General features: G+C 63.1%; 13 protein-coding genes. 9 read left to right on the plus strand and 4 right to left on the minus strand.

Annotated features, from left to right (window positions below):
• Positions 1-120 precede the first annotated feature (120 nt).
• Positions 121-1,356 carry a tyrosine-type recombinase/integrase gene (locus tag BHE75_RS21175; RefSeq protein ID WP_039578538.1) on the plus strand — a complete coding sequence of 412 codons (1,236 nt, stop codon included), beginning with the start codon at positions 121-123 and terminating at the stop codon, positions 1,354-1,356.
• Between the two features lie 60 nt (positions 1,357-1,416).
• Here the strand turns inward: BHE75_RS21175 and BHE75_RS21180 are convergent, their stop codons facing one another.
• Complete coding sequence (locus BHE75_RS21180) at positions 1,417-1,620, minus strand: helix-turn-helix transcriptional regulator (protein WP_037521612.1); 204 nt, start codon at positions 1,618-1,620, stop codon at positions 1,417-1,419.
• Positions 1,621-2,058: 438 nt separating this feature from the next.
• Between BHE75_RS21180 and BHE75_RS21185 the strand changes: the two genes are divergently transcribed.
• Positions 2,059-2,472 (plus strand): type II toxin-antitoxin system RelE/ParE family toxin, encoded by a 414-nt coding sequence (locus BHE75_RS21185; protein ID WP_254684522.1) that lies wholly within the window; start codon positions 2,059-2,061, stop codon positions 2,470-2,472.
• Positions 2,462-2,782, plus strand: coding sequence for a helix-turn-helix domain-containing protein (locus tag BHE75_RS21190; RefSeq protein ID WP_009820704.1), 321 nt, complete (start codon positions 2,462-2,464; stop codon positions 2,780-2,782). The genes BHE75_RS21185 and BHE75_RS21190 overlap by 11 nt, the downstream gene beginning before the upstream one ends.
• Before the next feature lie 43 nt (positions 2,783-2,825).
• Here the strand turns inward: BHE75_RS21190 and BHE75_RS23570 are convergent, their stop codons facing one another.
• A complete protein-coding gene (locus BHE75_RS23570; protein WP_160292454.1) occupies positions 2,826-3,272 on the minus strand; it encodes a DUF4304 domain-containing protein in 447 nt (148 codons plus the stop codon).
• Positions 3,273-3,334: 62 nt separating this feature from the next.
• On the opposite strand from BHE75_RS23570, the gene BHE75_RS24625 reads away from it, so the two are divergent.
• From BHE75_RS24625 to BHE75_RS21210, 4 genes are all read left to right on the plus strand, one after another.
• Positions 3,335-3,661, plus strand: coding sequence for a hypothetical protein (locus BHE75_RS24625; protein ID WP_160292453.1), 327 nt, complete (start codon positions 3,335-3,337; stop codon positions 3,659-3,661).
• 155 nt (positions 3,662-3,816) lie between these two features.
• Positions 3,817-4,470 carry a hypothetical protein gene (locus BHE75_RS21200; protein ID WP_254684523.1) on the plus strand — a complete coding sequence of 218 codons (654 nt, stop codon included), beginning with the start codon at positions 3,817-3,819 and terminating at the stop codon, positions 4,468-4,470.
• Positions 4,449-5,993: a HEPN domain-containing protein gene (locus tag BHE75_RS21205; RefSeq protein ID WP_254684524.1), complete on the plus strand. Its 1,545-nt coding sequence runs from the start codon at positions 4,449-4,451 to the stop codon at positions 5,991-5,993. Before BHE75_RS21200 ends, BHE75_RS21205 begins: the two co-directional genes overlap by 22 nt.
• Before the next feature lie 36 nt (positions 5,994-6,029).
• The gene (locus tag BHE75_RS21210) at positions 6,030-6,902 is read left to right on the plus strand and encodes an NYN domain-containing protein (protein WP_167702737.1); all 873 of its coding nucleotides are present in this window, start codon (positions 6,030-6,032) and stop codon (positions 6,900-6,902) included.
• A gap of 2 nt (positions 6,903-6,904) precedes the next feature.
• On the opposite strand, the gene BHE75_RS21215 is transcribed toward BHE75_RS21210, so the two are convergent.
• A complete protein-coding gene (locus BHE75_RS21215; RefSeq protein WP_039578519.1) occupies positions 6,905-7,141 on the minus strand; it encodes a conjugal transfer protein TraD in 237 nt (78 codons plus the stop codon).
• 22 nt (positions 7,142-7,163) lie between these two features.
• Complete coding sequence (gene traD / locus BHE75_RS21220) at positions 7,164-7,469, minus strand: conjugal transfer protein TraD (protein ID WP_039581926.1); 306 nt, start codon at positions 7,467-7,469, stop codon at positions 7,164-7,166.
• Positions 7,470-7,641: 172 nt separating this feature from the next.
• On the opposite strand from traD, the gene traA reads away from it, so the two are divergent.
• Both traA and BHE75_RS21230 read left to right on the plus strand, forming a co-directional pair.
• Positions 7,642-10,662 carry a Ti-type conjugative transfer relaxase TraA gene (gene traA, locus BHE75_RS21225; protein ID WP_039578516.1) on the plus strand — a complete coding sequence of 1,007 codons (3,021 nt, stop codon included), beginning with the start codon at positions 7,642-7,644 and terminating at the stop codon, positions 10,660-10,662.
• Between the two features lie 15 nt (positions 10,663-10,677).
• A complete protein-coding gene (locus BHE75_RS21230) occupies positions 10,678-11,388 on the plus strand; it encodes a DUF6118 family protein (RefSeq protein WP_039578512.1) in 711 nt (236 codons plus the stop codon).
• Positions 11,389-11,511 lie beyond the last annotated feature (123 nt).

Genomic DNA, 11,511 nt, shown 5'->3' on the forward strand with positions numbered 1-11,511 from the left:
ATTTCTGCGGTTTTTCGTGGTATAGGTATCCCATACGGAGCGGTCTTGGACCACCGGATACCAGCATATTGATGGTATGTCTGATGGTAGCGCGGCCCTCCCCCAAAAGGAGATACCATCATGGCGCTTACCGCCGCTGCGATCAAAAACGCCAAGAGCAAAGCCAAGCCCTACAAGCTCACCGATAGCGATGGCCTGTTCCTTTATGTGACGCCGAATGGCGGGCGCTACTGGCGGATGAACTACCGCCATCTGGGCAAGCAGAAGACGCTGGCTTTCGGGGTCTATCCCGACACCGGCCTTGCCGACGCCCGCGAGCAACGCGACGCCGCCCGCAAGGTTCTGGCGAAGGGGGATGACCCCGCCGAGAAGATCAAGATGGATCGCATCGCCGCGACCGTGGCGGCGTCCAACAGCTTCAAGGCCGTGGCCGACGAATGGCTGGTGAAGGTCGAACGCGAAGGCCGCTCCGCCGTCACGATGAAGAAACTGCGCTGGCTGCTGGCGTTCATCAATGCGTCGCTGGGCAAGCGACCTATCACCGCCATCACCGCGCAGGAGGTTTTGACCATGCTGCGCAAGATGGAGGGCAAGGGCAAGTATGAGACAGCCAAGCGGCTGCGCAGCACATGCAGCCAGATATTCCGCTATGCCATCGCTACCGCCCGCGCAGAACGTGACGTGGCCGCCGACTTGCGCGGGGCACTGATCGCGCCCCAACCCGTCCACAGGGCCGCTATCACCAGCGCCGACAATGCAGGTGGCCTCTTGCGGGCCATCGAGGCGTTCGAGGGCTTCGCCAACACCAAGGCGGCGCTGCAATTGCTCCCCCATGTGTTCGTTCGCCCCGGCGAGCTACGCCATGCCGAATGGGCCGACTTCGATTTCGACAAGGCGCTGTGGACGGTCCCGGCACACAAGACGAAGATGCGCCGCGCCCACACCATCCCCCTATCCCGGCAGGCGCTCGCGATCCTCGAAACCATCGAGCATGATGCGGATTATAGCCGCTTCCTGTTCCCGTCGCTGCGTTCCGTTGACCGGCCCATGTCGGAGAACACCATCAACGCCGCCCTGCGGCGCATGGGCTTCGCGCAGGATGAAATGACCGGCCACGGCTTTCGGGCAATGGCGGCGACTTTGCTCAACGAGATGGGCCTATGGCATCCCGACGCGATCGAGCGCCAGCTTGCCCACTGCGACAACAACGCCGTGCGCCGCGCCTATACACGCGGCGAGTATTGGGATGAGCGCGTGCGCATGATGCAGCACTGGTCCGACCATCTCGATTTCCTGCGCGATGGGCAGAAGGTCGTGACCGGCAAATTCGGGAAGGTGAAAAGCCAAGCCGCCTGATTGCAAGCTGTCAACATCGCCGTGCCCTCGCCCACAAGAGACGAAGGCACGGCGACAGGATCAAACGCCCAACTCCTCCCGGTAGCTTACCGGATCGGCAATCCAGCGGTTAATAGCGGACTCGCGCCAGCCCGCGCCGTGGACGCTGATCTTCACTTGGCGGGGAAAAGTGCCTTCGCCCATCTTGCGATAGAGCGTCGTGCGGGAAAGCCCGGTGCGGGCGAGAACGGTTTTCAGTCTTATGATACGGTCAGGGCTATTCATGGGGCAATCTCTTCAATTCAGGATGTTGCACGCGCCCCCGGCCACGAGCATTGGATGCCTTACCGTCCCGGACAAGAGCCTTCCGGGCGCGCAGGCTGTCCCGCTTTGAGGTTACGGTGGACGCTGGCGGCAATCGGCGGTCAGCGGCGGAAAACGGCGGAACTTGGCATAGGCTTTTCACTGACCTCGATCAGTGCAGATTTTTTCCCACTCTGTGCCAAAATCCCATGCGCAGCCTTCGCAGCCGCCCCTTTCCGGGGGGCAGCCAAAAGGCGCTAGGCCGAGTCTGTCATAGGATGCTCCTTTGAAAGGACCACCGCCGCAAGCGTCGTGAAGCAGGAACTCATGCTCACTCGCTACCTGTTCGTTGTCAAGGAAGCCGATACCGTATCGCCCCGTCCCATCCGCGTTGAACTATAACGCTAAGTGTTATATGCAGTGACAGAAGCAGGAGAACCGCCATTTCGCGCATCTTCAAAAATGGATGGTTCGAGCGCTTCGCGCGCAAGGAAGCGGATTGCGGACGCTTCGCTTCGCAAGGCGGTGGAGCGCGCGGAAAGCGGTCTGGTGGATGCCGACCTTGGCGGCGGCGTTATCAAGCAGCGCGTCGCGCGCACCGGGCAAGGCAAGTCAGGCGGCTATCGCACGCTGATCCTGTTCAGGCAGGGTGACAGAGCGATTTTCGCTTTTGGGTTCGCCAAGAATGCGCAGGCGAACATATCAAAGGTCGACCTGGCCTTGCTCCGCAAGGCCGCGAGCGAGGCGCTGGAATGGAGCGGTGAGGAACTGGACCGGCTGATGGCGTCGGGAACGCTGGTAGAGATAGACGATGGGAACGGTGATGAAGGATAAGGGCTATCGCAGCGAGATCGCAGGCGCGATCCATGAGATGATGAGTGACGCGCATGACGCGGGCGTGGTGTCGCGCGCGACGCTGCGGACCTTTGACGAGGCGTGCCTCGCCCCGGCCCCGGCGCTGGCAGGTGATGAAATCCGGGCGATCCGCGAGCGCGAGCATGTCTCGCAGCCGGTGTTCGCCGCCTATCTCAATGTCTCGCGCAATCTCGTGTCCGATTGGGAGCGTGGCGTGAAGCGGCCCGGTGGCCCTGCCCTGCGCCTGCTGTCGATCATCCAGCGCAAGGGGTTGCAGGCTGTCGCCTGAAGCGACGTGCTGCAATTCACCTGATTTTCGGACAACCTGACCATCAAAGCCACGAATCCGGCAGAGGAATAGGAGAAAAAAGCCCCTGACGTGCGCGAGCTTGGATTGGTCGCAGCAGTTCAGGCAAACGAATGGAAGCCTCCGTTGCAAGCTGCCCAACTTCAACAACCAAGCGATCTAGATCATTAGCCCTCAATTGGAAGCTGGGAGGGGCATCTGCCACAATGGCATCAATGCGTCCTTTGGCGTGATAGTTCGCCCCCCGTATCGTCGGCCTCAAGGGAATGTCTGGAAAGGCTACCAAAACATCAATGTAGAACTCCCATGGTTCTACCCCAGAGTTCCAAGAGCTACCCTGAATCATAAGCATCTCGGTAAAATCTTGCCGCTCACATCGAAAAGTCCGTCCTACCTTGGTGTAGCCTCTTGCTTTCAATATGGCGCGATGAAGTGAGGTTCCAAAAATATCGCCCAGCGATTTTACCGGCATACTCGCCACCCCCATAAATATTACAGTCCGGCTTATAACAGAAGATAATGGAGGACGGGTTGTTGACATTAACACTCTGTCGGAAAACACATGATCCCGTCAGGAAGGGCGACGCAAATCCAAGGGTTTCCGCTGACCACGGCATTATACAGTTATTTTTGCTGCCCGACTGCCTGAGAAACACTGTCGGATTGGCGTGGCATCCGACAACCTCATCATTAGGGGGTTCCGTCAGCGGTATTTCGGCGTTATCCGACTTTACCCTGTTCGACCTCCAAACGCTCCACTTCGCGTTCAAGCACTTCCCGTATGAAGGCAGCGCGCCGCTGACGCCCGACCAGTTTGTCAATCCGATCGCCCAGACCTTCGGGCAAACGGACATTGGTTGATTTCAAGTTGAGCGGTGGTCTTCCCATATTGTCGTCGTAGCCGTGCATGACACCTGTTCAACCTGAAGCGGAGTAACCGGCACCTCTTATTGCATATTTCTTGCCTTTCGGGCTATAAGCGGTGCCGGTTATCGATTCCGGGCGGGCATTCCGTCTTGGAATGGCTGAAGGAAGGCAGGCTGATGACAAGCTTCCGAGCGAGCGATTCGAGAATCGTTACATCCCGTCGCGCTTTGCTGCGCGGTATGACCGTCGCGTCGGTCGCCATGCCGATGATCACCTCACCCTGGAGCGGTGCGCTGGCGTCGCTTCACCAACGCTATGAGGACGAACCCGCGACCATTGCGCGCACGAAAGAGGGGCGGAGCATCAGCCGCTTCCGCTATCACAATGCGGAACGGCGCTGGTCGCTAACGGAAGTCGTTCCTTTCCACGAAAGCCGGTTTTCCAACCCAGCCCTGCATTACGCAGGCTTCGTCTGTCAGCAGGCGCTATGCGCCTATCTGCTGGACGTGGGCTTTGCCGATGAATGGAACGCCCAGCACATCAAGCAGGACATCGCCAAGGCGCTGGCCTACGCCAATGCATGCGGCTTCGGCCATGACTGCCCGGACATGGCGCGGCTGGCGGTGGTTCTCTCGCCCTACTGGAAGTGGGGCTATCACTATGACGATTGGGAGGAAGACCGGCCCCAGACGGGTGGCTTCATCCCGGCCACGATCACGCCTCTTGTGCGTGCCTTGGTGGACCGCGTCCATGACGTGACCGGCCACCCACGCCCGAAGGGTTGCCAGCGCGGCCCACAGTAGGCGCAGTCATGATGCTGCGTACCAACGCCGATCATCTGCCCACCCCAATCCGGGATGAGCTTCTTCATATCACCACGATCCTGTTCGAGACGTTCGAGGAAACGACCAAGGGCCGATGCTCCGAACATTTCCGGGCGGGCCGCATCCTCACCCTGATCCTGCACGGTCCCCATGCAGAAAAGGATTGGGCAGAGGTCGCGCCGGGGGAAGCATTCCGGCTGCTGGCGATCGTCAACGATCCCCGCCTCGCCCGCAGCGACCGCGACTGGCGGCTGGTGCGCGACCGGCTTCGCCGCGCATGGGAGCATGGCGAGATCGCCCGCCCGGTGCGGCTGTCCGTAGAAAGCCTTGAGCGGATCAACGGTGCTCTTGTCGAGGGCAATCCCTATTTCGTCACGATCGCCGAACAGGGCATCGCGCTCTACCAGATGGAAGGCTTGCGGCTGCAAGAGCCGCGCCGCCTTCCGGTGCGGGAACGGGCTATCCGGGGCGTCGCGGAGTTCATCCAGTGGCATAAGCGCGGAACGGATTTTCTGGCGGGCGCGGCTTTTTATCGAAAGCGGGGCGATGCACCGATGGCGGCGCTGATGCTGCATCAGGCGTGCGAGCATTTCTATCTGGCCGTGTTGCACTCGATCAGCCTGCACGCGCCGCGCACCCATGCGCTGGATGAACTGCGCGAGGCGGCGGAAGCACTGGACCCGCGCCTGTGTTCGGCATGGCCGCGAGAAAGCCGGTTCGAACGTCGCGCATTCGGCTGCATCCGCCGCGCCTATGTCGAGGCGCGCTATGGGCGATCCTACCGCATTTCGGGAGAGGAACTGGCGTGGGCGTTCGCGCGGGTGGAGATACTGGCCGACCGTGCGGCGTGCGCCGTTGCCGACCATCAGGCGTCGCTTGCCGCAAGCCTGCCAGCCCCAATGCTTCCGCCACCAGCGGAGCCGACGACGGCGATAGCTCCGTCCCGACCTGCTCACAGTGCGAACATGCTGCAACGCACATGGCGGATCGTGAGACATGTCGCCCCGCCACGGAGCCGGTGGAATCCGCTCATTCCGGTTCGCCGTTTCTGGCGGTCGGACGGGCTCAAGCGCGGGGTTGACCATTTGCCCTTGGCGATGATCGGCCTGTGCCTTTTCATGGCTGGCGCAGAGGCAACGCTATGGCGGATGAAGTCCGCGCAGGCCGTCCGTTCCAAACCCGCAGACCTGTCCGCCGTGCTGGACTTCGACGTGCGCGCGGACACCGTGCTTGGCGCGGTCATGGACGTTGCGCAGAGGGCTGGCTACCGGGTCAAGGCCAACGATGACATTTGGGCGGTGCGATGGACCGGAGCCTATCGCGCGAAGGCGACCACCTTCGATGCGCTGGCGGACATTCTCTATGGCTCCGGCCTGTGTCCCGCGATCCGGGAGGGCATCATCACTGTGCGCTACTGCGACAAGAGCCGCCCGCCCATCGTGGCGACGATCGAGTATCAGGCGCTACCTGGCGGCAGCGTGACGATGGAGGTGCCGCAATAGGCGGCATTCGTCTGCGCGATTCAGGTGGCATTCGGGATGCCGGTACGCAAGAATATCGCCATCGCGCTTTGGGGGGATAAAGTGGAATTAGAGGATCGGACGCGCAGCACAGCGGATCGCAGGATTGCGCTGCTGATCGACGCGGACAATGTGCCGCACAGCAAGATCGCCGAAATGCTGGCGGAGCTTTCCAAATATGGCACGGCCAACATTCGCCGCGCTTATGGTGATTGGGCCAGCGCGGGCCTCAAGAACTGGAAGGACAAGCTGCACGATTTCGCGATCCGGCCCATTCAGCAGTTCAGCTATTCGAGCGGCAAGAACGCCACCGACATTGCGCTGGTGATCGACGCTATGGAATTGCTCTATACCCAGAAGCCCGACGCCTTCTGCCTCGCATCGAGCGATGCGGACTTCACGCCGCTTGTGATGCAACTCAAGGCCAATGGGCATGAGGTCTACGGCTTTGGCGAGCGCAAGACGCCCGCGCCGTTCGTCAACGCCTGCACGGCCTTCCTCTATCTCGACACATTGGACGAACCGCTGGTAGCGGCCGCACCCATGGAACCGGCGACAAAGCCCAAAGCCAAGGCAAAAGCGGGAGACAAGGCAAAGCCAGCGCCCGTCGCGAAACCAGCGGGAAAGCCGCTGTCACAAGACACCAAACTCGTGACCATATTACGGGGGGCAGTCGAGGCCACAGCCCGAGAAGATGGCTGGGCGGCTATGTCGGCGGCGGGACTCGCCGCGCGAAGGCAGGCTCCGATCGATCCGCGTAACTACGGCGTCAGGAACTTCACGGCGCTGTTCGAAGCCACGGGGCTGTTCGACATAGCGCGCGTCGAGAACGGGCAAAGCTATGTTGCGGACAAGCGCAACAAGGAACATTCCCAGCAACCCAGCCGATAGCATCAGCCGTCTATTCCGCCCTGCTCCGCCTCGAATGCGCGCTTGCCCTTGCGCTGCCAGAGGGCAAGCGCGTTTCCCCGTTCGTCGCCGCGCAACCTGTCCGCGACCGTGAGGAACGCGCCGTAAAGCGTGGCGCGGTCATCGTCGGTCAGTTCAGCCAGTCCCGCCTTGATGACGAGGCCGCCGAGTTCAATGAGATGCCGCGTGCGTTCACGGCGTTTGACGGCCCAGTCCCGCATGTCGGTTCGCGCCTTTCGTGCCTCAAGCCGATGCCGCGCCGCCGTCGAGCGGGAGAGTGCCGCTCTGTTGGCCAACAGGTCCGCCCGCAGGCTTGCCGCCCTTGCCGTGAAAGAAGGCCGAACCTGCCTTGCGCCAGCCCTCCTTTGTGGCGGCATCCTTCACCGTCGCGGCATGAAGAAGCGCCCCGGCCAGCAGATCGGCATCGAGCGCATCGGCTCCGCAAGCCGTCACCAGTTCGCCAAGCTGTCGCACACGCCGTTCCTTGAGCGCCTTGGCCTTGTCGGCAAGGGCTTTGAGTTCCGAATCAAAATCGCGGGGTTTACGCATCGCAAAGTCTCCATTGAGTGACGATGCGATCATGATAAGATGATACTACCCACAGCGCAGCAGAGTCGCCGTGACAGTCTGACACCGCCTAGTCCCGTCCGAGAAAATTTCGAGAAGGGCGCGCTTATACGTCGTGCCGACGTGCGCTTAAGGCAGTAGATGGTATGTCGCTATGGCGATCTACCACTTCTCCGTTCAGGTCATCGGTCGCGCGCAAGGGCGCAGCGCCGTTGCAGCCGCCGCCTATCGGGCGGGCGAGCGCCTGCATGACGAGCGGCTGGACCGCGACCATGATTTTCACGCCAAGTCGGGCGTCGAGCATAGCGAAATCATGCTGCCCGACGGTGCGCCCGAACGCTTGGCGGATCGGGAAACGCTTTGGAACGAGGTCGAGGCGACCGAGAAGCGCAAGGACGCGCAGCTAGCCCGCGAGGTCGAGTTCTCCATTCCGCGCGAGATGAATCAGCAACAGGGCATCGCGCTTGCCCGCGATTTCGTAAGTCAGGAGTTTGTCGAACGCGGCATGATTGCCGACCTGAATGTGCATTGGGACATTGGCGCGGACGGCCAGCCCAAACCCCATGCCCATGTCATGCTCACCATGCGCGGGGTGGGCAAGGATGGTTTCGGCGCGAAGGAACGCGACTGGAACAGGACCGAGCTTGTCGAGCAATGGCGCGAGCGGTGGGCGGATCACGTCAACACCCGGCTTGCCGAACTGGATATTGATGCCCGCATAGATCACCGATCCTTGGAAGCGCAGGGCATCGGGCTTGAGCCACAAGACAAGATCGGCCCCGCCGCGCAGCGCATGGGCGAACGCGGGCTTGAGTCGGAGTGCATCGAGAATCACCGCGCCACCGCGCAGCGCAACGGCGAACGCATCATCGCGGAGCCGCGTATCGCGCTGGACGCCATCACCCACCATCAGGCGACGTTCACCCGCCGCGACATGGCGATGTTCGTGCACCGCCACACGGACGGCAAGGAGCAGTTCGACCGCGTCATGAGCGCCGTTCGCGCTTCGCCCGACTTGATCGCTTTGGGCAAGGACGGGCGCGGCGATGATCGGTTCACGTCGCGCGAGATGATCGAGACGGAACAGAGGTTGCAGCGCGCATCGGAATTGATGGCCGAGCGCGAGCGGCACCGCGTGGACGAGAAGGCGCGCGAAGCAGCTTTGACCAGCGCGGACGGGCGCGGGTTGGAGTTGACCGGCGAGCAGCGCGCCGCGTTCGAGCATGTGACGGCCGAGCGCGGGCTTAGCGTCGTCGTCGGTTACGCCGGAACCGGCAAGAGCGCGATGCTTGGGGTTGCGCGGGAAGCATGGGAGCGCAGCGGATTCGAGGTGCGCGGGGCGGCGCTGTCAGGCATCGCGGCGGAAGGGTTGGAGAACGGTTCGGGCATTGCGTCGCGCACCATCGCCAGCATGGAACATGGCTGGTCGCAGGGGCGCGACCTACTGACTTCGCGTGATGTGCTGGTGATCGACGAGGCGGGCATGGTCGGCACGCGCCAGATGGAGCGCGTGCTGTCCCATGCCGCCGACGCCGGCGCAAAGGTCGTGCTGGTAGGCGACCCGCAGCAGTTGCAGGCCATCGAGGCGGGCGCGGCGTTCCGCGCGATCCACGAACGGCACGGCGGCGTCGAGATCACGGAGGTTCGTCGCCAGAATGAGGGCTGGCAGCAGGACGCGACCCGGCATCTTGCCACCGGCCGCACCGGCGAGGCGATCCGGGCCTATGCCAACCATGGCATGGTCCACGCCGCCGACACGCGGGAGCAGGCGCGCAGCGAGCTGGTCGAGCGCTGGGACCGCGAGCGCACCGCCGCGCCCGATCAAACGCGGATCATCCTCACCCATACCAATGACGAGGTGCGCGAACTCAACGAGGCGGCGCGCGACCGGATGCGGGCGGCGGACGAGCTTGGCGATGATATTCGCGTAAAGACAGAGCGCGGCGCACGCGCCTTCGCATCAGGCGACCGCATCATGTTCCTTCGCAACGAGCGTAGCCTTGAGGTGAAGAACGGCACGTTAGGCACCGTCGAGAACGTGAATCAGCAGGGCATGACCGTCCGCACCGATGACGGGCGCAGCGTCGCGTTCGATACGAAGGACTATGCCCATGTGGATCATGGCTATGCCGCCACGATCCACAAGGCGCAGGGCATGAGCGTGGACCGCTCGCATATGCTCGCCACGCCGGGGATGGACCGGCACGGCTCCTATGTCGGCATGACGCGCCACCGCGAAGGCATGGCGCTCCACTATGGCCGCGACGACTTCAAGGACGACGCCCGCCTTGTTCGCACCCTGTCCCGCGAGCGCACGAAGGACATGGTGAGCGACTACCGCCAAGTCGAGCCTGCCCGCGACCCGGCGCGGCAGTTCGCGGAGCGGCACGGCATCAGCTTTGGCGAGCGTGTCATGGAGATTGCCCGCGCCGGGGCGGAGAAGGCGCGCGGGATCTTCGACGGGCTGCGCCTCTCGCTGCCCGGTCAGGATCGCGAGGCAGCGCCCGCGCCCGAACCCCGGCGCGGTATGTTCGACGGTCTCGACCTCAGCGGCGCTATGCCCAAGGCCGAGCGCGACCCGGCCCGCCAGCAGCAGCGCGAGCATGACCCGCAGCCGATCCGCGCCGGGGGCTTGCGCGGGGCGGTCGAACGCTACGCCAAGGCGCTGGACGCTATCCGGCAGACCCGCGCGCAAGGTATCGACCCCATGCCCCATCAGCGCGAGGCGCTGGATCGGGCTGGGCAAGCATTGGACGCGATCCGGCCCCAAGGCTCCACGGACTTGGGCAGCGCGTTCCGGGGCGAGCCGGAGTTAATCCGCGAAGCGGCGCAAGGGAGCAGTCATGACGCCGTGCGCGCCATGCAGGCCGAAGCTGAAATCCGCATAGACCCCCTCCAGCGCGCCGACCGCTTTGTCGAAGGATGGCAGCAATTGCGTGAGCAGCACGCCGAGTTGGTGCGCGACGGCAATTTCAGAGGCGCGAAGACCACCGCGCAGCACATGGCCGACATGGCGAAAAGCCTTGAGCGCGACGCCCAGCTTGAATCCGTGCTGGGGCTGCGCAGCCGCGAGCTTGGCCTTGAGATCGGCGAAAGCATGGGCCGCAGCCTGTCGCGCGACCTCGCCGATAGCATCCCCTTCGATCATGGCCGGAGCCTGGGGATCAGCCACTAGCAAGGAGCATGAGACATGGATGACGAGCAATCGCTGTTGAATAAACCCGAGCTACAGAAGGAATCCGCCGGGCAGGCGTTCGCGCGGCTGGACCGCCGGATCGCGATGATGGCGCACGCGGTCGAGCATCTGGCGGCGGAGCGCGCGAGCATCGACATTCCCGACTACAGCGCGACGCTCGGCCAGATGAACACGCGCCTCGCCGCCGTCGCGCAAGGACTGGCGGTCATTGCCGAGAAGCCGGCCATGCAGTTGACCCCAGAAGGGCTGGCGGCGCGGATGGATGCGGCCGCCGAGAAATCCCGCGCGGCCGACAAGGCGACGCTCCGGGAAGCGCGGGAGGGGCATCAGGAGGCGGCGCGGATCATCCACGGATTCGTCGAGGCCGTCCGTGTGACAGGCGAGCAGCGCAGGTGCCTGATATGGGCAGGCGGCGGCGGACTAGCGGCCGGATGCCTGCTGTGGTCGATCCTCCCCGGCGTCGTCCTGCGTGCCTTACCGACAAGCTGGCATATGCCGGAGAGCATGGCGGCTCACATCATCGGCGAGCCGACGCTTTGGGATGCGGGAACCCGGATGATGCGCGCAAGCGATCCCGATGCGTGGACAGCGATCACTACCGCCGCCAAGATGCTGCATGACAATCGTGACGCCATCGCTGCCTGTGAACAGGCAGTGGCCAAGGCCGCACAACCGGTACGATGCACGATCAAGGTGGGACGATAGGATGGTGACGAGATCATGGGGTTCTCCTCGAGAATCCGACCGGAAGGTACTACGCTATTTTGGGAGCGCGTGGCCGGTCAGCTTCGCTAGCACGCAGTCGGACTGGCAAGATGTGCATAGACC

Origin of the sequence: Edaphosphingomonas haloaromaticamans, from assembly GCF_001853345.1 — a bacterium.
GTDB classification, from domain to species: domain Bacteria; phylum Pseudomonadota; class Alphaproteobacteria; order Sphingomonadales; family Sphingomonadaceae; genus Sphingomonas_E; species Sphingomonas_E fennica.